Annotated in this window: 17 protein-coding genes; 10 read left to right on the top strand and 7 right to left on the bottom strand. The window is 67.9% G+C overall.

What is annotated here, in order from left to right:
- Nucleotides 1-15 precede the first annotated feature (15 nt).
- Nucleotides 16-588, bottom strand: coding sequence for a TetR/AcrR family transcriptional regulator (locus DMB80_RS10220; RefSeq protein WP_111509741.1), 573 nt, complete (start codon nt 586-588; stop codon nt 16-18).
- A 79-nt stretch (nt 589-667) separates the two neighbouring features.
- Between DMB80_RS10220 and DMB80_RS10225 the strand changes: the two genes are divergently transcribed.
- Complete coding sequence (locus DMB80_RS10225; protein WP_111509742.1) at nt 668-1,069, top strand: GlcG/HbpS family heme-binding protein; 402 nt, start codon at nt 668-670, stop codon at nt 1,067-1,069.
- Between the two features lie 22 nt (nt 1,070-1,091).
- On the opposite strand, the gene DMB80_RS10230 is transcribed toward DMB80_RS10225, so the two are convergent.
- The 3 genes from DMB80_RS10230 to otsB form a co-directional block, all read right to left on the bottom strand.
- Nucleotides 1,092-2,021 (bottom strand): 1-phosphofructokinase family hexose kinase, encoded by a 930-nt coding sequence (locus DMB80_RS10230; RefSeq protein ID WP_276131530.1) that lies wholly within the window; start codon nt 2,019-2,021, stop codon nt 1,092-1,094.
- Nucleotides 2,018-4,063: an erythromycin esterase family protein gene (locus DMB80_RS10235; RefSeq protein WP_111509770.1), complete on the bottom strand. Its 2,046-nt coding sequence runs from the start codon at nt 4,061-4,063 to the stop codon at nt 2,018-2,020. The genes DMB80_RS10230 and DMB80_RS10235 overlap by 4 nt, the downstream gene beginning before the upstream one ends.
- Nucleotides 4,064-4,141: 78 nt before the next feature.
- Nucleotides 4,142-7,789, bottom strand: a complete 3,648-nt coding sequence (otsB, locus tag DMB80_RS10240; RefSeq protein ID WP_111509771.1) for a trehalose-phosphatase — start codon at nt 7,787-7,789, stop codon at nt 4,142-4,144.
- Nucleotides 7,790-7,972: 183 nt separating this feature from the next.
- Between otsB and ppsA the strand changes: the two genes are divergently transcribed.
- From ppsA to DMB80_RS10265, 5 genes are all read left to right on the top strand, one after another.
- Entirely contained in the window at nt 7,973-10,243 is a 2,271-nt protein-coding gene (gene ppsA / locus DMB80_RS10245) for a phosphoenolpyruvate synthase (RefSeq protein ID WP_111509772.1), read from the top strand.
- Nucleotides 10,240-12,840 (top strand): magnesium-translocating P-type ATPase, encoded by a 2,601-nt coding sequence (gene mgtA, locus DMB80_RS10250; RefSeq protein ID WP_111509743.1) that lies wholly within the window; start codon nt 10,240-10,242, stop codon nt 12,838-12,840. Before ppsA ends, mgtA begins: the two co-directional genes overlap by 4 nt.
- An 86-nt stretch (nt 12,841-12,926) precedes the next feature.
- Entirely contained in the window at nt 12,927-13,715 is a 789-nt protein-coding gene (locus DMB80_RS10255; protein WP_111509744.1) for a universal stress protein, read from the top strand.
- Between the two features lie 28 nt (nt 13,716-13,743).
- Nucleotides 13,744-14,631 (top strand): universal stress protein, encoded by an 888-nt coding sequence (locus DMB80_RS10260; RefSeq protein ID WP_111509745.1) that lies wholly within the window; start codon nt 13,744-13,746, stop codon nt 14,629-14,631.
- On the top strand, nt 14,624-16,960 hold the full coding sequence (locus tag DMB80_RS10265; protein ID WP_111509746.1) for a heavy metal translocating P-type ATPase: 2,337 nt from the start codon (nt 14,624-14,626) through the stop codon (nt 16,958-16,960). Before DMB80_RS10260 ends, DMB80_RS10265 begins: the two co-directional genes overlap by 8 nt.
- Here the strand turns inward: DMB80_RS10265 and DMB80_RS10270 are convergent.
- Nucleotides 16,899-18,449, bottom strand: a complete 1,551-nt coding sequence (locus DMB80_RS10270) for a bifunctional aminoglycoside phosphotransferase/ATP-binding protein (RefSeq protein WP_111509747.1) — start codon at nt 18,447-18,449, stop codon at nt 16,899-16,901. The genes DMB80_RS10265 and DMB80_RS10270 overlap by 62 nt on opposite strands.
- A gap of 129 nt (nt 18,450-18,578) precedes the next feature.
- Here DMB80_RS10270 and DMB80_RS10275 point away from each other — a divergent pair, with 129 nt between their 5' ends.
- Both DMB80_RS10275 and DMB80_RS10280 read left to right on the top strand, forming a co-directional pair.
- Nucleotides 18,579-19,571, top strand: coding sequence for an Acg family FMN-binding oxidoreductase (locus DMB80_RS10275; RefSeq protein WP_111509748.1), 993 nt, complete (start codon nt 18,579-18,581; stop codon nt 19,569-19,571).
- Nucleotides 19,572-19,577: 6 nt separating this feature from the next.
- On the top strand, nt 19,578-20,414 hold the full coding sequence (locus DMB80_RS10280; RefSeq protein WP_111509749.1) for a universal stress protein: 837 nt from the start codon (nt 19,578-19,580) through the stop codon (nt 20,412-20,414).
- Between the two features lie 15 nt (nt 20,415-20,429).
- On the opposite strand, the gene DMB80_RS10285 is transcribed toward DMB80_RS10280, so the two are convergent.
- Nucleotides 20,430-21,191 carry a universal stress protein gene (locus DMB80_RS10285; RefSeq protein WP_111509750.1) on the bottom strand — a complete coding sequence of 254 codons (762 nt, stop codon included), beginning with the start codon at nt 21,189-21,191 and terminating at the stop codon, nt 20,430-20,432.
- Nucleotides 21,188-22,078 (bottom strand): universal stress protein, encoded by an 891-nt coding sequence (locus DMB80_RS10290; RefSeq protein WP_111509751.1) that lies wholly within the window; start codon nt 22,076-22,078, stop codon nt 21,188-21,190. The genes DMB80_RS10285 and DMB80_RS10290 overlap by 4 nt, the downstream gene beginning before the upstream one ends.
- Nucleotides 22,079-22,361: 283 nt before the next feature.
- Here DMB80_RS10290 and DMB80_RS10295 point away from each other — a divergent pair, with 283 nt between their 5' ends.
- Together DMB80_RS10295 and DMB80_RS10300 are read left to right on the top strand one after the other, a co-directional pair.
- On the top strand, nt 22,362-23,000 hold the full coding sequence (locus DMB80_RS10295; protein ID WP_111509752.1) for a GPR1/FUN34/YaaH family transporter: 639 nt from the start codon (nt 22,362-22,364) through the stop codon (nt 22,998-23,000).
- Nucleotides 23,001-23,365: 365 nt separating this feature from the next.
- Nucleotides 23,366-24,805 carry a PucR family transcriptional regulator gene (locus DMB80_RS10300; protein WP_240431106.1) on the top strand — a complete coding sequence of 480 codons (1,440 nt, stop codon included), beginning with the start codon at nt 23,366-23,368 and terminating at the stop codon, nt 24,803-24,805.
- Nucleotides 24,806-24,971 lie beyond the last annotated feature (166 nt).

Consider the following 24,971-nt stretch of genomic DNA (forward strand, 5'->3'; position numbering starts at 1 on the left):
GACACGGCCGCCATGTCACCGGCACATCTGGTCGACCAGCACCGTGATCCGCGCCTCGTCTCGGTCGGCGCGCAGCCGGCCCGTCCGACCGAGCACGACCAGGCCGTGCAGGGCCGCCCACAGCACCTCGGTCAGATCGTCGGCGTCCCGCCCGGCCGCCACATCGGCTACCGCGCCGCGCAACTGATCGAACGCCGACGTCAGCGACGCGGGCGTCCCGTCGGCGGCGAAGCGCAGCGTGGTCGCGCGGGTGAACATCGCGTCGTAGACCGCCGGGTGGGTGCGGGCGAACGCCAGGTAGCGCTGCGCGATGCGGATCAGTACATCGCGCGCCTGCCCGCCCGCGGCGCGGGCGTCGCCGATGGCCTCGGCGAGCTCCGCGAAACCGTCGACGGCGACGGCTTCGGCGATCTGATCCATGCCCTGAAAGTGTTTGTACAGCACGGGTTGGCTGTATTCGATCTCCTGGGACAGCCGTCGTGTGGTGACCGCGTCCCAGCCTTCCGCCTCAGCGAGTGACCGAGCGGTGCTGACGATGAGCTGCCGCCGCGCAGCACGTTCGCGTGCCCGGCGATCCTCGATGGTCATGGCGCACGGTACCACCACTAGCGCACGTAGCGTCGCTAGCCGCACGGAGCGCTCGGCGGCCGCACAGTAAGTTCACCCCATGACCATCGACCTGGCGACCGCGCTGCGCATGGTTGCCGCCGCCCACGCCGAAGCCGGCCGGCAAGCTGTTCTCGTCTCGGCCGCGGTGGTGGATGCCGGCGGACACCTGATCGCTTTCGGGCGGATGGACGGCGCGGAGATCGCCGGGCCGACGCTCGCCGTGGACAAGGCCTTCACCGCGGTCGCGAACCGGATCGCCACATCCGAACTGGCTCGACTGGCAGCGCCCGGCGGCGAATTGTTCGGACTGCACGCCAATGCCGGCGGACGGTTCGTGATCTTCGGTGGCGGGGTGCCCGTCACCGTCGACGGGATCGTCGTGGGCGGCATCGGAGTCAGCGGCGCAAGTGCGGCACAGGACGAGGCGTGCGCGATGGCAGGTCTGGCGTGCCTGCGGTGACGGTGCTCGTCACCGGTGGAGCTCAGGCGACCTCGGCGTAGATCTTCTCGACCTCGTCAGCGCTGAACTCCGACGTGCCCGGTGTCTGCAGTTTCGCTGCGGCCGCGGCGATCCCCAGCCGCACCGCCTCTGTCAACTCCCACCTCTTCGACAGACCGACCACGATGCCGGCCACCAGCGCGTCTCCCGCGCCGACGCCGCTGACACCGAGCACCTCGACCGCCGGGAACGTCTCGCTCGCGGTAGCCGTGACCAGCAGAGCACCATCGGCCCCGAGCGACACCACGACCGCGTCTGCGACACCTCGATCGACGAGTTCGCGCGCAGCAGCCCGCTGGTCTGCTGCGGTGTCCAGGTTGCGGCCCACGCATTCGCGGAGCTCGCGCAGGCTCGGCTTGAGCACGTGGACGCCGGAGGTGACATGGGCGAGCCCGCCCCCTGAGGTGTCGAGGATCAGGGCGGCGTCCTGTGCGGCGCAGATGTCGGCCACGCGTTGATAGAAGTCGGGCGGCACGCCCGGCGGCAGACTCCCGGAGGCCACCACGTAGTGGGCCCCTCTCGCAGCACGCCGTACCGCGTCGAGGCACTGGATCTGCTCGTCAGGTGTCAGGAACGGACCGGGCAGCACGAACCGGTACTGCTCGCCCGTCGCGCGCTCGTTGACGGTGAAACTCTCGCGCGTCGCACCGAGGATCGGGACCGGCGTGGCCGACACCCCGGTGGCAGCGACGATGTCGACGATGCGGGCGCCGGTGAAACCACCTGCGGTGAAGATCGCCGTGACGTCGGCACCGAGGACATGCGCGAATCGCGCCACGTTCACCCCGCCGCCACCTGCGTCGTAGCGCGGTGTGCGGCAACGGATCTTGTCGGTGGGACGGACGGTGTCGGCATCGACGGTGACGTCCAGCGCCGAGTTCATCGTCAACGTGACGACGCGCGGCTCGCTCACAGGCCGGACGGATAGGTCTCGGGCGTTTCCCCGGCAACCCACGTGCTGGTCACCTCGAGCGGCTCGAGCGCCGTGGTCCGATCGATGTGGATGATGGCGTCGAACTGCTCGCGCGGTCGCACGTGGTAGTAGTGGCTCTGCCGTTCGGTGGCCGGTAGGTAGATGACGCCGATCGCCCGCCCGAGCCTGACTGCGTCCAGCGGTTCGGCGGCCGCCCGGCTGATGAGCGGCGATATCAGGAACTCGGGCGTGCCGGCTTCGTGGAACAACTCTTCGACGCTGCCGTTCAACGCCGGGCGCACGACCTTGCGCTCCGCCGGACCGCCCCACTCGCTGGCGGCGGTGACCGAGCCGGAGTGAGTGGTGAAACCGATCAACCGCACCCGCTCGCCCCACGTCTGCCGCGCCAGCTGCCCGAGGGTGAGCTGACCATCCGCTCCGACCTCGGTTGCGCGCGCATCACCGACGTGAGAGTTGTGTGCCCACACCACGATCCGTGCCGGCGCCTGATCGCCGTGACGGTCCAGATGGGCCAGCAATGCCTCCAGGGTGTGGGCCATGTGGCGGTCCCGCAGATTCCAGGAGGACACCCGTCCGCCGAACATCGCGCGATAGTAGACCTCGGCGTCTCGGACCGTCTGCGCGTTCTGTTGAGCGTAGAAGTGCTCGTCCTCGGCCGACATCCCGTCGCGGCGAACGTAGTCCAGCATGCTGCGCTGCATCTCCACCAGCTGTTCGACAGCCTGACGTTCGCATGACAGGCCGGCACCGAACGCGGCGGCGAATCCGTACGCCTGGCCGTCGTCGGCCGAGGCGTGGTCGAAGCATGCATACCGATGGCGCGCCCGTTGCGCCGCTGCCGGATCGACATTCTCCAGATACGTCACGACCTCGCGCATCGATCGGTGCAGGCTGTACAGATCGAGGCCGTAGAAGCCGGTTTCCCGGTGCCCGCCGCCTCGCTGCGCAGCGTTGTGGGCCTTGAGCCACCCGGCGAAATCGCGCACCGCGGTGTTGCGCCACATCCAGCCCGGGAAGCGTTCGAAGCCGCTCAGCGCCTCGTCAGCCGATCCGTCTGTACCCTCGCCCCGCACGTAGCGATTCACCCGGTAGGCATCCGGCCAGTCTGCTTCAGCGGCGACGGCGCAGAAGCCCTTCTCCTCGATGAGCCACTTGGTGATCTCGGCCCGCGCCTCGTAGAACTCCCGCGTGCCGTGCGTGCTCTCTCCGATCAGCACGATGCGGGCGTCGCCGATGACTTCGTCGAGCGCTTCGTGCGGCGGCACACCGGCGGGAGCGTCGACGGCGGTGCGCGCGATGACCTCGGCCGGCGTCTCGGCCAACCGGATACGCGCAGTCGCGAATCCGGTCGTCGGCGTCGCGAGAAGGTCGCGAACCTCGTCGTCGCTGACCTGGCTGAAATCCCAGAATGATTCTCCGACAGCGCGAAACGGTGTCGGCATGGTGGCGCAGACGACGTCATCGACGAGTCCGGCGAACTCGCGGCACGTGGACTCTGGTGCGGCCGGCACCGCGATGACGAGCTCGCCCGCGTCCATCTCGCGCAGCGCGGACACGGCAGCCAGCATGCTCGATCCGGTGGCCAGGCCGTCGTCGACGAGGATGACCGTCTTGCCCGCCAACTCCAGTGGGGGGCGCCCGCGGCGGTAGGCCGCCTCGCGTCGGAGCAGTTCGCGGCCTTCTCGTTCGGCGATGTCGCGCAGTTGCTGCGGTGTGACGCCCAGTGCGCGGACCACATCGTCGTTGAGGACGACGCGGCCGCCGCTCGCCAGCGCGCCCATGGCGAATTCGTCGTGGCCCGGGGCGCCGAGCTTGCGCACGATGAACGCGTCGAGCGGAACCCCCAGGGCAGCAGCCACTTCCCACGCGACGGGGATACCCCCGCGGGCCAGCCCGAGCACGACGACGCCCTCGCGGCCGCGGTACGCACCGAGCAGCCCGGCGAGAACCCGGCCGGCTTCCCGCCGGTCCCGGAACACGCGATGCGGTTGGTTCCTGTGGGCCTCGCGGGTAACGGTCATCCACCGAATGTAGGCACCGTCGTCCCCCATGATCTGCGGGCCAAAGTCCTCACTTCCTCCGTCCGTTGGACACGAGCGTCAGTGGCTGAAGTGGACGGTGCCGCCCGCGACGAGGGTCTGCTGCGCCCCGCGGCACTCGACGACCACAGGCGGCACGTCGCCCGGTTCGGCGCCGAGGGTCGCGCTGCGTCCGCGGACACTCAACCGGAGGCGATGCCCGCGATACCGGAACGGAAAAGTCAGGCGGCCGAGCGATTCCGGCCACAGCGGTCCCACCACGATGCGGTCCCTGCGCAGTTCCAGACCGGTGAAGCATCGTTGCAGCAGATCGATACTGCCCGCCATCGCAGCGAGATGGATCCCTTCGGCGGTGGTGCCGCCCTGGATGTCGACCACATCAGAGTTCAGCACCTGCCGGAAGTACGTCATCGCCTCGGCGCGGTCACCGCGAGCCGTCACCCAGGAGTGGACGACGGCGCTCAGCGTCGAACCGTGCGAGGTCCGCGCCCTGTAGTAATCGATGGTCGCCGGGATCTGGTCCGGAGTGAAGGAGTAGCCGAGTCGCTCGAACAACTCGTACAGTTCGTCGGCCGACAACAGGTAGAACAACATCACGGTGTCCGCCTGCTTGGCTGCCCGGTAGTTGTTGACGCTGTCGTTCTCGGCCTCGAGGATCCGATCGAGCCGCTGAAGGTTCCCATAGCGGATCCGATAGGCGTCCCAATCGAGTTCGCGCAACGTCTCGTATCCCTCGAACTGGCTGATGACACGGTCGTGGAACGGGACGAACATCCTGCGGCTGACGTCTTCCCATCGCACGATGTCGTCATCTCCGATGTCCAACGTCTCCAGCAACGTCAACCGGAAGGACAGCGGTACCCGGTCCAGCGTTTCCAGCGCTCGCAGGATCACCCAGACGACCATCACATTGGTGTACGCGTTGTTGTCGATCCCGTCGTAATCAGCCCCGGGATAGCCGGAGTGGAACTCGTCGGGGCCGATCACGCCGGTGATGACGTAGCGATTGCGGGTGCTGTCGAACCTGGCCAGACTCACCCAGAACCGCGCGATCTCGGCGAGCATCTCCGCGCCGTAATCGATCAGGAACCCCGAGTCACCGGTCACCTGGTAGTACTGCCAGATGTTGTAGGCGACCGCGATGCCGACATGGTGCGCGCGATTGCTGGAATCCGGGTTCCACCGACCCGACCGGGGGTTGAGGTGAACATGCGGGCTCTCCTCGCAGCCACTGCTGCCCGATTGCCACGGGAACATGGCGCCCCGGTATCCGCGTTCGCGCGCGGCGAGTCGCGCCTCTGGCAGTCGCCGGTAGCGGTACATCAACAGTGAGCGGGTGACCTCGGGCATGCGCAGGTTCGTGACGGGAAAGACGAACAGCTCGTCCCAGAAGACGTGACCGCGGTATGCCTCGCCGTGCAGGCCGCGCGCGGGCACACCGACGTCGAGGTCCGCAGTGTGGTTGGACAACGTCTGAAGCAGGTGGAGCTTGTGCAGACGCGCGATCCGCAGCATGTCGACGTCACCGCTGACGTCGATGCTGAAGTACTCCCACAACTGGGCCCAGGCCAGCTGGTGCCTGTGGTGCAGGTCGGCAAAGCTGCCTGCACGCTGGATCTCTCGGACGGCTGCCTCCACAGGTTCGGAGATCCCGTGGTCGCGGCTGGTGAACACACACGCGGTCTTCTCCACGACCGTCTCGTCCCCCGCCGACACCTCGACCGAGAAGTGATGGCCGACGCGGTCGCCACCCACGATCGGCATGCGCCGGACATCGCGCGCACCGGTGAGCCGCCCGGCACATCGCGCGACAGCGCGCACGGAGATCGCGATTCGAATCTTCGATTGAGTGGTCTCCGCAGCCAGCATCACCGTGTCGTCGGAGAGTTCCCGCATGTCGGTGACGGCGACGTGGCGCGACGACAGTTCGCGGTAGCGCTCGACGCCGGTGTTGGCGACGCCCCCGTCCACGGTGGATCGGATTTCCAGCAGACCCGACCAGTCCACGGATCGGATGACCGTGTGCATGGCCGCCACGTGCGGTTGTTCCATCGAGACGAAGCGGCGTTGCGTGACCTCCGTCGTGCGTCCCATGTCGTCGCGGACAGTGAATTCACGCACCAAGGTGGCCCTGCGCAGATCGAACGTCACGCGGTAGGACATCGGCGGGCAGCGGTCGACGTCGAGCCAGGCTCCCCCGTCGATGCGATAGGTGACAGGGAGCCAGTTCGGCAGGTTGACCAGACTCTCATTGGTCACGGGTGTGCCCGCCACCGTGTCGGCGAGGCGGTTGTACACGCCGGCGACGTAGTGCCCGGGGTAGTGGAACTGTCCGGCGTCGGCCTCGGGCGCCGCGCCACGCAGGCCCAGGTAACCATTACCCGTCGTACACAACGCCTCTCGAAGCCGTTCCTCGGCCGGGCGGTAGCCGTCGAACACCAGGCTCCAGGAGTCACCAGCGGTGGCTTCGTCGTCGGCAGCGAGTCGATCGCCCAGGCGAGACAAGAAGGTGCACACGGCGTCTGGATCGGCGAGACAGAACCGCGCAGAAGATCGCCGTGTGTCATCGACGCTCTGCCGAACGGCGATGCCGATCCCGTTGTGTCGCAGCGCATCGAAGGCGTCTTCGTCGGTGCTGTCGTCGCCGATGTAGATGGGCAACGTCAGGTCCGCTCCGTCGATCTGGGTGAGCAGCCAATCGACTGCCCGCCCCTTGTCCCAGTCGACATCGAGACGGAGTTCGATCACTTTGCGGCCCTGCGAGATCCGCAGACCCTGCGAGCGCCCGATGTCGCGGACCGCGGCGATCACGGCATCGACGGATCCGTCCGGAACGTGGCGGTAGTGCACCGCGAGCGCGAAACCCTTGTTCTCGATGGACACGCCCTGCACGCCACCGAGACGTGCTGTGAGATCGGGGACGACGGAGGTCAGCGAGCGCAGCGCGTCTGTCGCGCAGGGATTGGTGTAGCGGATGCCGTCCGCGGAGGCCAGTTCGACGCCGTGGTTGCCACCGAGCCACACCCCCGTCAGGTCGACTCGCAGGCGCAGATCGTCGAGACGGCGGCCGCTGAGGAACGCGACCGGGCAGCGCGAGGCCAACGCCGCGACGGCCTCGGCTGCGCGCGGCAGGAGGACCGCCTTGTCCGGATCGCCGACGATCTCGGACACCGTGCCGTCGAAGTCGAGGAGCACGACGGGGCGCCGCAACGCCACCAGGGAAGCGATCTGATCGAAGGACGTGAGGGCGTCGGGCATCGTGGCGACGGAGTCGAAGCCGCCACGGATGTTGATGACGGTGACATCCGGCACCACCGCATCGGCGTCGGTGTTCACCCGGTGGTCGGCATCCTCTGACCTGTCCAACGCGATCACGAGCCCGAATCCGGCCTCGCGGGCGGTGGTGATGCCCTGCGGTGTCGGGTCGACGACGACACATCGGTTCGGGGACAGCCCGAGATCCCGTGCCGCAGCCAGCGCCGGACCGTCGCACACCGCCGCGAAGAAGGAGTTCAGCCCGGTCGACGCGAGCTTCTCCGCACCACCACCTGCCGAGCAGTACAACGCGGCGCGCACCCCGGCTGATCGCAGCTCACGCACGAATTGACTGACCCGGCGGTACGGATGGCTGTGGGCCGGGGCGCAGAGCAAGCCGTCTAGTTCGATCAGCACCGCGTCGTGATCCCTCGGGTCGATGAAGATCGTCATCGCCAGTTGCTCCCCTTCGTCGCGCTGCTCATGCCAACAACCAGCGTCGGCCGAGAGAAAGAGGCCGAAGTCCTTCCGCAGGGAAGTGATGTCCAACGGCCCTGCCCATGAGGGACTTTGGTCGAGGCGCCAACTGCCCTCAGGCGCTAGGGCGATCCCGTGGCGGAGGCGCAGGCTCATGCCATGGACGAGGTGATCCCCGATGCCCACATCCGAGACATTCGCACGCTGTCGATCCGTGACGCCGAGGAAGCGGGCGGCAAGGGAGCCAACCTCGGTGAGCTGATGGCGGCGATGCTGCCTGTCCCGCCGGGTTTCGTGCTGCTGCGCAGCTGTTACCGCGACTCGATGCGCACAGGCGGCGTCGACGCCGAGCTTGCCGCACTGCACCGTGAAGCGCTCTCGGCCGTCGCCGATGGCGCGCGCCTGGAGGACCTGTGCGAGCGGATGCAGGCGCTGGTCCACAAAGCCGGCGTCGACAGCGCTCTGCGTGATGGGGTGCTGACCGCCTACCGCGGGCTCGGGCCCCAGGCGCGGGTCGCCGTCCGCTCCTCCGCGACCGGCGAGGACGGCGCCGACGCCTCGTTCGCGGGCATGAACGCCACGATCACCAACGTCACCGGCGACACGGAGTTACTCGACGCCGTGATCCGTTGCTGGGCATCACTGTTCAGTCCCCGGGTGATCTCCTACCGGGCCAGCCGCGGCTTCACCGACGATCCCGCCATGGCGGTCGTCGTGCAGCAGATGATCGACTCGGAGAAGGCCGGGGTGGCGTTCACCGCTGATCCCAGCACCGGCGCGCGCGACCGGGTGGTGATCGAGGCTGCGTACGGGCTCGGCGAAGTCGTGGTGTCCGGCGAGGTCGAGCCGGACACCTACGTCGTCTCCAAAGACACGCTCACACCGGTCGATATTCGGCTGGGCCACCAGAAATTCGAGATCGTCCGGGGCCCCGACGGCAAGGACATGCCTGTCGACCTCGACGATGCGCAGGCCGACAGCCGCGTCCTCACCGACGACGAGATCCGCGCGATCGCCCGCATGGCGATCGCCATGGAGGACCACAGCGGCTGCCCTCAAGACACGGAATGGGCGATCAGCGGTGCGGCCACGTATCTCGTCCAGGCTCGGCCCATCACAACACTCGGGCTCGTGACGCGGCCGGTCGAGGCACACGGTTCCGTGCTCGTGCGCGGCCTCGGTGCCGCCCCCGGTGTCGCGTCGGGGCCGGTACGCGTGCTCACCTCACCAGAGCACGGCGATCAACTCGAGCCAGGCGAGATCCTCGTCGCGCCGATGACGAATCCGGACTGGCTGCCTGCGATCCGGCGGGCGGTGGCACTGGTCACCGATTCCGGGGGGATGACCTGCCACGCCGCCATCGTGGCCCGAGAGCTGGGTGTTCCGTGCATCGTGGGCGCGCGCACCGCGACTACCGTCCTGCACGACGGCGAGTCCGTGACCGTCGACGGCGCCCGCGGCGAGGTGCTCTCCGGACGCGCCGCCAGTGTCGTCGCCCGCCCGCGTCCGAGTGTGGAGGCCGTGGCGCCGGAGGTGACGGCTACCCGCATCTACGTCAACCTCGCGATGCCCGAGTCCGCGGAGAAGGTGGCGGCCACGACCGTGGACGGGGTCGGCCTGTTGCGCGCGGAATTCATGTTGACCGACGCCCTGGGCGGCCGGCACCCGCGCGATCTGATCGCCCGCGGCGAGCAGCAGAGCCTCGTCGCGCACATGGTGTCGTCGTTCGGACGGATCGCCCAGGCATTCGCGCCGCGTCCGGTCGTGTACCGCGCGACGGACTTCCGCACCAACGAATTCCGCAATCTCACCGGCGGCTCCACCTACGAGCCCGTGGAACACAATCCGATGATCGGCTACCGCGGCTGCTATCGCTACGTCAAGGAGCCCGACCTGTTCGCCCTCGAACTCGAGGCGTTGGCGAGGGTGCGGGAGCAGTCGCCGAACGTGGCGTTGATGATCCCGTTCGTCCGGACCCGCTGGGAACTCGAGGAGTGCCTGGAGCTGGTGGATGCGAGCCCGCTGGGTCGGCAGCGCGGCCTGCACCGCTGGGTGATGGCCGAGGTGCCCTCTGTCGTGCACTGGCTGCCCGAGTACATCGGCATGGGCATCGACGGTATCTCCATCGGCAGCAACGATCTGACGCAGCTGTTGCTGGGAGTCGACCGGGACTCCGAGGAGTGCGCCGAACTGTTCGACGAGGCCGATCCCGCCGTGCTGCACGCCATCCGGCGAATCATCGGCATCGCCAACAAGTTCGGCATCACGTCCTCGCTGTGCGGGCAGGCCCCCTCCACCAATCCCGCGTTCGCCGAGCATCTCGTCCGCTACGGCATCACGTCGGTGTCGGTGAACCCGGACTCGGTGGAGGCGACGCGGCGCGTCGTCGCCGCCGCTGAGCGCCGCGTGCTGCTCGACGCCGCACGATGACGGCCGTGCCGGCGGCTCCGGCGAGGAGTCGGGACACCATCGCCGGCGTGCCGGCCACCGAGGCGCTCGCAACGCTGAACACCTCACGGGACGGGTTGACGGGCTCCGAAGCCGCGACGCGACGTGCCCGATTCGGACCCAACGTGGTCCGCACCCACCACGTCAGCGCGCTCGCCGTCCTGCGCCGTCAATTCGCCAACGCGGTGCTCGGCCTGCTGGCCGCGACAGCTCTGCTGTCCTATTTTCTCGGCGACGACGCACAGGCCACCATCATCGGCGTCATCCTCGCACTCAGCGTCGGACTCGGCTTCGTCAACGAGTACCGCGCCGAAAGAGCCTCCGCAGCGCTGCATTCCGCGATGCGACACGCCGCTGTGGTGATCAGAGACGGCCACGACGTGCGTGTCGATGTCGCCGACCTGGTGCCCGGTGACGTGATTCGCCTCGCGCTCGGCGAACTGGTGCCTGCCGATGTCCGACTCCTCGAGGTCAACGGCCTCGAGTGCAACGAGAGCATCCTGACCGGCGAGTCCACCCCGGTCGAGAAGACGGGCGAGGCGATCTGTTCGGGTGAGCTGAGTCCGGCCAACGTCGCGTTCATGGGGACGGTGGTCAGCGCCGGTGAGGCCACCGCCGTGGTGTTCGCGACCGGCGTCGAGGCCGAGTTCGGGCGCATAGCAGTGGGATTGGGTGAGCGGCAGCCGGAGACGGCCTTCCAGATCGGTCTGCGCCGGTTCTCCTACCTGCTGCTGCGCGTGGCGCTGACACTGACCGTCGTCATCGTCGTGACCAACCTGCTGCTGGGCCGTCCCGTGATCGACTCGGCGCTGTTCGGGCTGGCCATCGCCGTCGGAATCACCCCGCAGTTGCTGCCCGCCATCGTCAGCACCAGCCTGGCCACCGGATCGCGACGCCTGGCGGCGGCCAAGGTGCTGGTCAAACGTCTCATCTGCATCGAAGACCTCGGCGACATCGACATTCTCGTCACGGACAAGACCGGAACCCTGACCGAGGGGCGGGTGGAATTCGTCGATGCCGTCGAACCCTCGGGTGAGCATTCGGACGCGGTGGTCGACCTCGCGCTGATGGTCACCGATCTCGACCCGTCGGCCGGTGGGGTCAGTGCCAACGATCTCGACGCGGCGCTGTGGTCCGGACGGCAGCCGCTCACCGATGTCTGCCGACTGGCATATCTTCCGTTCGACCACACCAGCCGCGCCGCAACGGCTCTCACTGAGTCGACGCGCGGCCGACTGCTGGTGGTCAAGGGCGCGCCGGAACAGGTGCTGGAGCGTTGCGAGGGTGTCGGGGCGCAAGCCCGTCACACGCTGGCCGCGTTGTTCGAGGAGGGCAGACGCGTCGTCGCCGTCGCCTCGAGGGACGCCGCGGGGGCCAACGGGATCAGGGCCGAGGACGGCACCGGGCTCAGACTGGACGGTTTCGTCGTCTTCGCCGACATCCCGAAGGCGGCGGCCCGCGAATCGCTGAACCGACTCGCCGGCCTCGGCATCGAGGTCAAGGTCGCGACCGGTGACAACCCACGGGTTGCCGAAAAGGTCTGCGCAGAGCTGTCGTTGACGTCGAAAGGGACGTTGGTGGGGGCTGATCTCGCACAGCTCAGTGATGCAGAATTAGCCGCGGCAGTGCGCGAGCACACGATCTTCGCGCGTATCACACCGACGCAGAAGGCCCGCATCGTCTCTTCTCTGCGAGCCACCGGACGCTCTGTCGGCTTCCTGGGCGACGGCGTCAACGACGCGCTGGCTCTGCATTCTGCGGACGTCGGTATATCGGTGGATTCCGCGACCGATGTCGCCAAGGATGCCGCCGACGTGGTGCTTCTCGAGAAGGACCTCGGGGTCCTCGCCGCCGGGGTCGCCGAGGGACGCCGAATCTTCGCCAACACCGTCAAATACGTGCTGATGGGCACCTCGAGCAATTTCGGCAACATGTTCAGCGCGGCTGCGGCCTCCGCTGTGTTGCCGTTCCTGCCCATGCTGCCCAGCCAGATCCTGCTGAACAACCTGCTCTACGACGCTTCGCAGCTGGCCATCCCCGCCGACCGGGTGGACGACGCGCAACTGCGTGCACCATCGCACTGGAACATCGCGTTCATCCGTCGCTTCATGCTCACGTTCGGTCCCGTCAGTTCACTGTTCGATTTCCTGACGTTCGGACTGCTGCTGGGCGCACTCCACGCAGGGCCCGTCGAGTTCCGTACCGGATGGTTCGTGGAATCGCTGGCCACGCAGACTCTGATCATCTTCGCGATCCGCACCAGGATGGTGCCGTTCTTCCGAAGCCGACCGGCAGTGGCGCTGGTGGCGACCACCAGCACGGCGATCGCCGCGGGCGTGCTCCTCACGCTGTCCCCCGTCGCCGGCCACCTGGGGTTCACGCCGCTTCCGTGGCAGTTCTTCGCTGCGCTGGCGGGGCTGACCGTGGGCTATCTGGTGCTCGTCGAAGTCACCAAGACCGTGTTCTACGCCGAGCCCACTCGACCGCCGGGCGAACCTCTCCGCACCCGCGGACACGCACATCGGGTACATCGACGCGCCTCCCGGTTCAGCCACTCGGACAGACTTCCGCGGCCCTGAGTCTCGCAGCGTTCGGCGATCAGTGACCAACGGCCCTGAACAACCGCCGTGGATCGTCTTAACCTGCTCCTAGAACGGAGACCACCATGACTGACATGCGCAACTCCGCACCGGTCGTCGCCGGCATCGACGGGTCGCAGACAGCGGTGCACGCCGCGCTGTGGGCCGCCGACGAAGCCGAATCACTGGGTGCCCCACTGCGACTCGTGTACGCGACGAAGAAGGCACATCAGCGCGCCGGCGACTACGCCGAGGATGTGCGTCGCGGCCATGCCGCGCTCCGGCAGGCACACACCGCGATCGACACCACCGGCAAACGACTCACCGTCGAGACGGAGGTCGTTTCCGGACCACCGGCGCAAGCACTTCTCTGCGAATCAGAAGAGGCGCAGATGATCTGCGTCGGCACCGTCGGAATCAGCCGCTACGCCCGGTCCGTCCTGGGCTCGACCGCGGCCGAATTGGCCGAGGGGGCGTGCTGCCCGGTCGCGGTGATCCGACCCGACCCCAGCCCGGACGAGCACGGATTGACCTGGATCGTCGTCGCGATGACCGATCAGCCCGAGAAGGACAGTGTCGTCGAACACGCCCTTCGCGAGGCCACCCTCCGCCACGTGCCCGTGCTGGCTCTCGGCGACGACACGACGTCCGATCCCCTGGCCCAGCAGCTCGACCCTTGGCAGAGGCGGTACCCCCGAGCGCACGTCTATCCCATCCCCGATCGCGCCGGGGTGTCTCACTTCCTGCGGGGCCACGACGAACCCGTGCTGCTGTCGGTCATCGGCAGGAACCAGGCCGGCCAGCTCGCGCAGATCGTCGGAGAAGGCCATCCGGCATTTCACCATTCGGCGTCCTCGGCCCTGATCGTGCGCTGACACGCCCCCACGAGGGAGGAAACGGTTCATGTCGTCGAACCGGGAGTTCGGAATTCTCGTCGCCGTCGACGGGTCTCCGGAGTCGCATGCGGCCTTGCGCTTCGCCGCACAGGAAGCGACCCTTCGTCGCAGGCCCGTCACGGTGATGCACGTCGTGTCGCCGATCGTCGTCACCTGGCCGATCGAACCGGTCGTCACCGACTTCTACCAGTGGCAGGAGGACAACGCCGCGGATGTGCTGCGGCGCAGCCAGGAGACCCTCCAGTCGTTCGGGGACACGGAGCTCGACGTGCGGATCGAAGTGCGTCACGACGGCATCGTGACCGAGTTGTCGAACGCATCACGCGAGGCCGACATGATGGTGATCGGCAGCCGCGGCCTCGGACCGGTGGGCGGGGTGGCTCTCGGTTCGGTGAGTCGCACCATGCTGCACCACGCGGAGTGCCCGGTCGTCGTCGTCAAGGAGGGTGCGGTACGCGGAACAGATCGCAAGCTCCCCGTCCTGCTGGGAATCGACGGGTCACCTGCGTCCGAGGCGGCGACGGCGTTCGCATTCGAGGAGGCGTCCCGGCGCGGCGTCGACCTGATCGCCTTGCACGCCTGGAGTGATGTCGCGGTGTTCCCGATCGTCGGAATGAGTTGGCAGCAGCGCGAAGACGAAGGTCACGAGATTCTCGGCGAACGTCTCGCAGGATGGCAGGAGGCCTATCCCGACGTTCGTGTCGTTCGCCGCATCGTGTGCGACAAGGCCGCCCGCTGGCTCATCGACGAGGCCAAGCAGGCTCAACTGGTGGTGGTGGGAAGTCGTGGCAGGGGCGGGATTCCGGCCATGCTGCTGGGCTCGATCAGCGCCGCCGTCGCCGAGTGCGCAACGACCCCTGTCGCGGTGGTGCGCGACGGACGACACCGTGCGTGATCGGTACCGGCCCCACCTCGAGCCGGCACTCGTCGTCGCGACCATCGCCGCGCTCGGCGCCGGTGGCGTCGCGTGGCTGCTCGGCGCGCAGGCCACGGCTGAGTACTGCTGGGCGGCCGGTACCGCGATCGCGATCGTGCCCGCCGTCGTCTGGGTCCTGGTGGCGTTGCGCCACGGGCGGCTCGGGGTCGACCTGATCGCCGTCCTCGCCCTCGGTGGCACGCTGCTGGTCGGCGAGTATCTCGCCGGGGCGCTCATCGCGGTGATGCTCGCCGGCGGGCGGGCTCTCGACGCCGCGGCCACCCGCCGCGCCTCGCACGACCTGCGGGCACTGCTCGAGCGCGCACCCCGATTCGCCCGGCGCCGACGTGGCGACCAGGTCGAGATCGTCGGGCTGGCCGATGTGTGCGTCGACGACGTCCTCGTCATCAGTCCGGGCGATGTGGTGCCGGTCGACGGACGCGTGATCGACGCGCCGGCCGTGCTGGACGAGTCGGCGTTGACCGGCGAATCGGTCCACGTGGAACGCGCGGTGGGCGACAGCGTCCGCAGCGGGGTCGTCAACGCCGGTGGTGTATTCGAGCTGCGCGCCGGCGCCACTGCCGAGGAGAGCACCTACGCGGGCATCGTTCTGCTGGCAGAACAGGCGAGCGCGGAGAGCTCACCCGTCGTTCGCCTCGCCGATCGGTACGCCGCGTACTTCCTGCCCCTCGCGCTGGTTGTGGCGGGGACCGCTTGGCTGGCAAGCGGATCCGCGGTGCGAGCGGTCGCGGTCCTGGTCGTGGCCACCCCGTGTCCGCTGCTTCTGGCCGCGCCCGTCGCGATCGTCTCCGGGCTGTCGCGGGCCTCACGCGCGGGTGTGGTGGTGCGCAACGGCGGAGCGTTGGAAAACCTCGGGCACGCATCGACATTGGTGATGGACAAGACCGGGACGCTGACGATGGGCCGACCCGCCGTCACCGATGTCATCGCCGCGCCGGGCGCCGATGCCCATGACGTCTTGCGCGTCGCCGCATCGGTGGATCAGGTGTCGCCACACGTCCTGGCCGAGGCCATCGTCGCCGAGGCGCTGGCACGCGGTGAGACGCTGTCTCTGCCCTCGGACGCCGCAGAAGAGCCCGGGCGTGGGATCACCGCAACCCTGGACGGTCGACGGGTCGCGGTGGGCAGGCTCACCGACGACAGGGTCACCGCGGTGTGGGCGCAGGGCGCGATGAATCAGGCCCGCCTCGACAATGCGGCGATCTCCTGGGTGTGCATCGATGGAGAACCCACGGGGGCGATCCTGCTTCACGATCCGCTGCGGCGGCAGGCCCCCCGCACCATGCGGCGGCTCAGGCGCGCAGGGTTCGACAGGCTGGTGATGCTGACCGGCGATCGTCTGGAACCGGCCCGCGAAGTGGGGACCGTCCTCGGCCTCGACGAGGTGTACGCCCATCAGACACCGGCGGACAAGGTCGCTGCGGTCCGCGCCGAAAGGGAACGGGCGGTCACGGTGATGGTGGGTGACGGCATCAACGATGCGCCGGCGCTGGCGGCCGCGACCGTCGGGGTCGCGATGGGGGCGCGCGGCGCCACCGCCTCCTCCGAGGCCGCCGACATCGTGCTGACAACCGACCGGCTCGACCGGTTGGCCGACGCGATGGACATCGCGCGCTGGTCGCGTCGCATCGCCGTGCAGAGTGCAGGGGTCGGCATGGCGCTGTCGCTGCTGGCGATGAGCGTCGCTGCGCTGGGGTGGCTTCCGCCGGCACCGGGCGCGCTCCTGCAGGAAGCCATCGACGTCGCAGTGATCCTCAACGCTCTGCGCGCGCTGCGGGGTGATCCGCGTGCGCAGGAGAGGCTGACAGCAGACACCGAGGAGATGGTGCAACGGTTCTCTGCAGAGCACGACGAGCTCCGGGACAGCCTGGGGCAGATTCGCACCACCGCGGATCGGCTGGCCAGCACCACCGATGGCACTGCCCTGCAGTCACTTTCACAGGTTCAGGCACTGCTGACAGAACGAATCCTGCCTCACGAGCACGCCGAGGAGGCGACCCTGTATCCCGCGTTGGCCGCGCCGCTGCACAGCAGCGAAGCCACCGCCACCATGAGTCGCACCCACGCCGAGATCCAGCGGCTCTCCGACCGGGTCGGTGAACATCTCCGATTGGCGCAGGCCGCCGGCGGTGTTCAGCCGCAGCAGCGCGACGATGTCCTCGCGTGCCTGTACGGCCTGTACGCCCTGCTGCGCCTGCACTTCGTGCAGGAGGAGGAGAACTACTTCACCCTCGTCGACGAGGATGCGCCGCAACGGGAGCGTCCGCGGCCTGCTCGATCGCGCTGATGCACGCGTTGTGCGCTTCGGCCACACTGGTTGCCAGCTCGCGCGTGGTGTCGATCGGTGTGGCGGTGGTCCACTGATCCGTCCAGCCGCCCAGTGCACCGGCCATCGCGGGCGTCGCATCCGACGCCGTCGTACCCCTGTGGGCGATCCTGGCCGCGGCATCACCGACTGGAGAGGTGCAGAGGAGTTCGACCAGTGGGCAGCACGTCTGGGCAGCGAGCGAGCGGACCCGATCACGCTGCGCCGCGTTGCGCCAGGTGCCGTCGAGGATCACCGAATGTCCTGCGGCAAGCGAGGTGTGCGCTCTGGCGAGCACCTCGTCGTAGACAGCGGCGACATTGGTCGACGAGTAGAGACCTTGGTCGAGTTCCCTCGCTGCGCCGCCGATCTCGCCCACCGACCGCATCTCGCGCCGTACGTCGTCGGTCGAGATGACCACAGCGCCGACTGTCACCGCCAGGGCGCGCGCCAGGGTGGTCTTTCCGGTTCCCGGGCCACCTCCGATCACGACGAGGCGGACGCACCCCTCCTTCAGATGTGCCAACGACAGAGCCAGGTGCGCACGCGCGTCCCGGCCGGCCTCTGCGTGCCCCTGCTGGACCCGCACACCGTCGACCTTGGCGCGGACGACGGCGCGGTAGGCGATGCAGACGTGCTGCAGCGATGCCGGCGCATCGTCGCCGGCCCGCCGGGAGTACTCCTCGAGAAAAGCCTCAGCGAGGTCGCGACGCCCCAGGAACTCGACGTCCATGGCGAGAAATGCGGCATCATCCACCCCGTCGACGTACCGCAGTCGGTCGTCGAACTCCAGGCAGTCGAGGAGAACCGGCCCCTCCGGTGTGCAGAAGATGTCCTGGCTGAGGAGGTCGCCATGGCCGTCGACGATGCGATTCTCCGCAATTCGGTTCTTGTACAATGATTCTCGGCCGGCGAGGAATCGCATCGCCAGGCTTTCCACCTCGTCGAGCGTGTCACCGGCGATCACCGGACCCACGAATCGCCGCAACTCGTTCAGGTTCTGACGCCAACGGTCGGTCACGGCCGACAGGGTTGCCTCGGCGTCGATAGCGAGGCCGCGACGCGCGCCGGCGTGGAATCGCGCCAGGTCTGCCGCGATCGTCATCAACCACGGACCGGCAGCAACTCCTGTGCCGATGAGATGGGCCAGCCGCTGGGCATCGGGGTACCTGCGCATGACGACGACCGGCTCCTCGGTGCCGTCGGGTTGACGGAAGTGCCCTACCCCCAGATAGCTCGACGGGGCGAGGCGGCTGTTGAGGTCGACCTCGCGGTGACACACCCGCTCTCGTTGTTCGACGGTGCTGAAATCGAGGAAGTCGGTGTGCACGGGCTTCTTCGTCTTGTATGCGCGATCACCGACGAGCACGACGAGGCCGGTGTGGGTCTCGCACACCTCTGCCGCCAGGTTGCCCGGAGTGGCCCAGGGCGCCGCGGGGAGTCCGTCCGCCCCGTCCTGCCTCGCTGTCATCCTTCGACTGTGCACGTCGGCGCGGGCCGACAACAGAGCACCGATGTCCGACAACTGGGGACCATCGACCCTGTCTGCTCGGGCATGTCGAGCGGATCGTGGGGTCGACACACAGGAGGAGATCTGACGATGCACGGCGTGACAGTCGACCTCGACGTCCTCACCGACGCAGTGGCACTCGCGTGCCGCGCGCCGTCCCTGCACAACAGCCAGCCCTGGCGCTGGATCAGCACCGGCGATGTCGTGTCCCTGTTCCTCGACACGGAGGTGGCTCCGCGCTACACCGATACCTCGGGTAGGGAACTCGTGGTGAGCTGTGGCGCCGTGCTGGATCACTTTCGGGTGTCGATGGCCGCCGCGGGCTACCGCGCCACGGCGGACCGTTTCCCCAATCCGAACAATCAGAACCATCTGTGTGACATCGACTTCCGGCCGGCCGGGTTCGTCGCCGAGGCGTATCGGGAGCGGGCCGAGGCGATCGGGCGACGGCGCACCGACCGGCTGCCCTTCGCCGCCCCGCCGCACTGGGACGGTTTCCTCGAGTTCCTCGAGCAGCTGCCCGCGGCGCACGACTGGCCCGGCGTGGACATGGTCGTGCTGCCCGACGAATCCCGATCGGATCTGATCAGGGCCTCCGAGCTGGCTCGCTCGACGCGCCGCTACGACTCCGCGTATCACGCCGAACTCTTCGGGTGGACAACCCCTCTGGCGATCAGCGAAGGCATTCCGACCGGCGCGCTGCTCTCGCCGGCCGAAAGCGAGCGCGTCGCGATCGGCCGTGATTTCCCCACTGTCGGCACGGGAGATCGTCTTCCCGACATCGCCACGGACGACTGCAAAGTCGTCGTGCTGTCCACCGAGGACAACACCCGCGACAGCCTCTTGCGGTGCGGAGAGATGTTGTCGTCGATCCTGCTCGACGCGACGATAGCGGGGCTGGCGACGTGCACCCTGTCCCACCTGACCGAGGTGCAGGCAAGTCGCCGCATCGTGTCGGCGCTGACCGGTTCGCAGAGCATCCCGCAGGTCCTGGTCCGCATCGGATCCTCCTGCAGTCATGACGATCTCACCCCGAAGACGCCGCGCCGTCCGGTGTCCGAGGTCTTGAGTTTCAGGGATTGAGGAGCCATGCATCAGGCGCCAGCCGTGGTCGTCGGGGTCGACGGCTCCTGTTCGGCGTCAGCCGCCGCGCTGTGGGCGATCGACGAGGCGGTGAGTCGGGACATCCCTCTCCGGCTGCTTCACGCCGTACCACACCGTGACAGACCGACGACGACAGACGACATCGACCGCGCATCCGACATCGTCGACACCGCGGCCGCAGCCATCGAGGCCACCGGAAAGCAGGTGAAGGTCGAGACCCAGATCGCCTCAGGCGATGTCACACAGGTGCTACTCGACCAGGCCCGACGAGCTGCCATGCTGTGCATCGGCTCCTCGGGACGTGTGCACGCGGGAATCGGCCACAGGCAGTCCACTGCGTTGGCCGTGGCACGGTCGGCGAACTGCCCTGTGGCGGTGATTCACTCTCCTTCCGCGGCCGCCGGCGTGAGCTGTGTGGTGGCCGAGGTCGACGACACCGCGGCCGGCGATCTGGTGCTGCGACGCGGTATCGACGAGGCATTGCTGCGTGGGATCCCGTTGCGCGTCGTCACTGCCTGGCCGGCACGCTATCCCGATGTCCAGGGTGGTTCGTCGGCCACGATGACGCGCATGGTGCGGACCCGCCTGCAGCGGCGTCTCTCGGCGTGGCGGGAACACCATCCCGGTCTCGATGCCCGCGCCGTTGCCGTACCCGGCAACATCCTCAACTACCTCGCCAGACACCGGGACGAGATCGCGCTGGCGATCGTGCCGCACGGTCGCGGAGCCGGAATCGCCGAACTGATGTCGTCCACACCGCCGTCATCCGCGCCGGATCTCAGCTTCAACGTCCTGATCTGCGAGCCCGCCGGCGACGACTGACCGGCGAGCAGTCCGTCACGTCCGGACGAGCAGCAACGAGCAATCCGGATACCCGAGGATCGGATGGCAGTTCGGCGCGGCCATCGTGGCGAGCCGACGCGCGTCCCCCGGTCCGACCACCGCCAGCCCGACGCCGCCATCTGCCTCGTCACCCCTGTCGTAGTGGCCGCCGGTGCCGGCGGCGACCGTCTCGACATGGACATCGGGATAGCGCCGAATCCAGCTCAGCGCTCGTCGATCGATCTGGCGCACCGTCGCGTGCCGCAGCCGGCCCTCGTGCATGGCGAGATGGACGACATCGTCGTTACCGGCCTCGTCCGACAGGACGACCGAGATGACACCGTCGGTCTGCGGCGTGCCGTCTCGACGCGTCCGGATGATCGCCACCGGACAGTGGGCTCCCTCCGCCAGAGTCAGGGCGGTCGGACCGATCGGCGCCGCGCCACTGTGGTGCTCGCGGTGCCGGGACCCGATGCACACCATCGCCGCCCGCTCGGATTCGCCCACGAGAATCGCACCGGGAACGCCCCTCACCGACGCCAGCTCGACCCGCACCGAACCCGCAGCGTCCACGGCAACGCGTTCCGCTCGAATCAACACCGGGTCCGCGTCGGGCGGGTCGGGCGCCTGGGCGGTCACATGGACGAGACGGAGAACGGCATCTTCGGCGGTGGCTTCTGCGGCGGCCCAGCGAACGGCGTTCAGCGATGCCGGCGAGCCGTCGACTCCGACGACGACACAGCCTTCTCCGCCGTGGACCGTCGCGTCCGGCGTCATGACTGTCGGGCGACGATCACCGGGATCTTCGCCGACTGCACCACCGCCCAGCTCACCGAGCCCAGCAGGAGACCCGCGAAACCGCCACGGCCATGGCTGCCGACGACCAGCAGCTGCGCGGACACGGACTCTTCGATGAGCCTGTGCGCGGCGCTGTCCTGACCGACCACCCGACGCACCGCGACATCGGGATAGCGCTCACCCCACCCCGCAAGTCGTTGCGCCAGTTCCTCATCCGCCTGCTTCGCCACGTCCGCGGCGGTCGCGTCGACATAGAAATCAGCGCTGTTCATCCAGGTGTGGACGGCGATCAACTCGACGCCGCGCCGCGACGCCTCGTCGTAGGCGATCGCGACCGCCAGTTCGGACGCCGGCGAGGCGTCGACGCCGACCACGACCGGCGCGGTGACCGCGGTCGCCGCATCGGATTGCTCGTGGACAACGGCGACCGGGCAGTGTGCGTGATGGACCAGCGCCGAACTCGTGGACCCCAGCAGCAGACCTTCCAGCGGTCCCAGCCCTCGGCAGCCGACCACCATCATGTCGGCGTCCTTGGACAGGTCGAGCAGGGAAGGCATCAGCGGGCCTCGCAACACGGCCCTCTCCACCGGAACGGATCGACGTCCCGTCAATGCAGCGGCGCCGAGATCGACCGACCTGGAGACGATGTCGTTGGACTCCCGGTCGCGTTCTTGGAGGTACTCCTCGGAAATGGGCAGATCGAGCCACGGGCCGACTTCATCGGAGGGCTCGACGTACACCACGGTCAGCGGAACGTCGCGCAGTGATGCCTCACGTGCAGCCCAGGCCACCGCCGTGTCCGACGTCGGTGAGCCATCCACTGCCGCAACGAGTCCGCGGGGTCTGGGAATGTGTTGAGAAGTCATCGCGCCACCTTTCGTCTGCTGTCTCGACGCTAGGACCGGCGGTGTGTCGATGTCTCGGGGCTTTGGTCACCTCGGCGAGGAATGAGGACCTCAGTCCACGGGCTGTGGCCCTGCGGTCCACTTGCACTGACCGACCGTTGGCGTCGCGGTGATCACAACCCTGCCCGATGGTCGACGACGCGGTTAGCTTCGAGCGGTGTTCGACATGCGCCGCCTGGTATCCCTCGCAGATCGCCTGCGCCGGGCCGCACCCCAGACGATCAGCTGATCCCAAGGAATTCCCATGACAGACATCGCAATACCCGACGCCCCACCGACCTTCCACGATGCCGCAGCATCAAGCGATGCGGACGTCCGCCCAGGCAACCCCGGCCTTGTCGCGCTCCCGCTGATCGTTGCCGGCGGCTTCGGGCTCGGCGTGACCAACACCGGCATCCTCGATGTCTCGGCCGCGGCGGTACCCGTGCTGTTGTCGGCCACCTCCGTCGGGCTCCTGATCGCCACGATCTGGGCGGCCGCACTGGGGCAGAACGTCAACGCCACCGTCTACGGCACGTTCTTCGGCTTCTACGGCAGTTACGCGGTGCTGTCACTGGGCCTCACCCACGACTGGTTCGGAATCGCCCCGGCTGATGCGGCGGGGACGGTGGCGCTGTGGCTGACGAGCTGGCTAGTCACCATCGGGCTGCTGACCGTCCTGCTGCTGCGCCTGCCCTGGACCTATCCGGTCCTGCTGCTGGTCGTCGATGCAGCACTCGCCGCACTGCTGGTCGGCAATCTCACCGGCAGCGCGGGCGCCACACATCTGGGCGGCTGGCTGATCTTCGTGTTCGTCGCGTTTGTCGTCTACTTCTATGCGGCATCGCTGTGGGAGGAGACGGGCGGACGCGCACTTCCGCTCGGGCGGCCTCTCGTCGAGTGAGCCGGGACCATTGATCTTGGTTTGAGTGCACGCCGCGCGGGTACGGGGGCCCTCGTACGACGTGCTGCGGCGAGTACACGGGCACCGCAGTTTCAGCGCGAGCTGTCAAGAAGTGGCGATTCGCGATGGTGATTCTGATCGAGTGGGATTTTGTCATGGCCTCCGCGCCGCGTGGAACGGGCCCGCCATCGGGAGAGCTCGCTGTCCTGTCCGCACTGGCTTTCCAATTGCCGGGCGCCGCAGATGTTCTCGCTGAGGCAGAGGCCGCAGTGCCCCGCCTGGGATCTTGTCGATTCGAAGCTGCGTACCGGTGCGTCGACGAGTCATGGGATCGACTATCCCCGGGTCTGGACGATCACGTGGACATGGATCAGTTGGTCACCGGTTGTCGCGGTAACGGATCTGTGGAGCTACCCGGCCGTGCCTGGGCGTGGGCATTCCCCCTCAGTCATCGCGGCATTGTCCAGGGAACCCTTGTCGTCAGCTGTGTCGATCACCCGTCGAGCGACAACATCCAGCTGCTGATGGTGCTCGCCAATCAGGCTGGTGCAGCGTTGGCTTACGGCGTCCTCCAACACCGTGGTGAGACGTTCGTCGAGAAACTAGCCACAGCGACCAATGAGCTGGCCACCGTACGGCGACAGCTGCGCAACCGGTCGATAGTCCACGAGACCATCGAAGCCGCCTTGGCCGGCGGCGGGGGTGAGCACGCGATCACCGACGCTCTCCACGAGCTGACGGGGCTGCCGATCGCCCTGGAAGACAAGTTCGGCAATCTTCGATGCTGGTCCGGACCTGGGCAGTCGGCACGCTATCCGGAACCGGACCCGCAACAGCGTCTGCGTCAGCTCGCCGCGCTGGCCGCCCACCACGGACCCATGCGAGTGAAGGATCGCGTCGCGGTCCTGTTGGCCCCTCGCGGAGATCAGCTCGGCGTCCTGGCGATCATCGACCCTCGGATGCAGGTGACCGACGACGACATCTTCGCGTTGCACTTCGCCTGCACGATGTTGGGCTACGAACTGTCGCATCAGCGCAGCCTCGTCGAGCTCGAAGAGAGCGTTCGCCGGGAACTCTTCGAAGACCTCCTTGCCGGCATCGACGACGACGCCGCGCTGGCGCGGGCCGAAGCCTTGGGCCATGACCTCCGGCGTCCGCACCACGTGATCGTGGTGCACAGTTCAGGAAACGCCGATTCCCTCGCCGCCGCTGCTGCCCGTGCCGCAGCCACGTTGAACATCCCCGCCCTCCGCGGCCGACGAGGTCAACTGACCGTTCTCCTGGCCGCCGGTCGCCCGGACCCGCGCGCGCTTCACCGGACGTTGAGCGAACTGCTGGGAACGGCGACATGCGCCATCGGAATCGGAGCACGGTGCGATTCGCCCTCCGGCATCCCGCAGTCGTTCACCGAAGCCCAGCGAGCACTCAACGTGCGGCTACATTCCGCGACGCCCTCGGGCGCCTCCGCTTTCGAAGAGCTCGGGTTCTATCGTCTCGTCGATGCGGCCCATACCCGCGGAGCCGTCGAAGATTTCGTTCGGGAATGGCTCGGCGAACTTCTCGACTACGACGCGACCAAGAAGTCGGAACTGGTCCTCACCCTCAGCAAGCATCTCGAAAGTGGCGGAAACTACGACGATTCCGCCAAGGCGCTGCACATCCACCGCAGCACGCTGCGCTACCGACTGGCACGGATCGGTGAGCTGACCGGATACGACCTGCGTGATGTCGACATCCGGTTCAATCTCCACGCGGCCACTCGGGCGTGGCGGTTCCTCCACCCCGAGCCCGCCCGCCCGTCATGACCGACCTGAGCCATCCGGTGCGGACGCGTAAGCCCCAGCGATGCCATCGATTATGGCCCCACTGACCCGCCGGTACTACCGGTTCCCCTGGTTTTGGTTCCGACGGGTCGGTGTCTGGGCCGGCCCGCAAAACCACTATTGCGCTTTGCGACCAGAACCTTGTAAA

It is taken from the genome of Mycobacterium kyogaense (assembly GCF_003254575.1).
In the GTDB taxonomy this organism is placed as follows: Bacteria; Actinomycetota; Actinomycetes; order Mycobacteriales; family Mycobacteriaceae; genus Mycobacterium; species Mycobacterium kyogaense.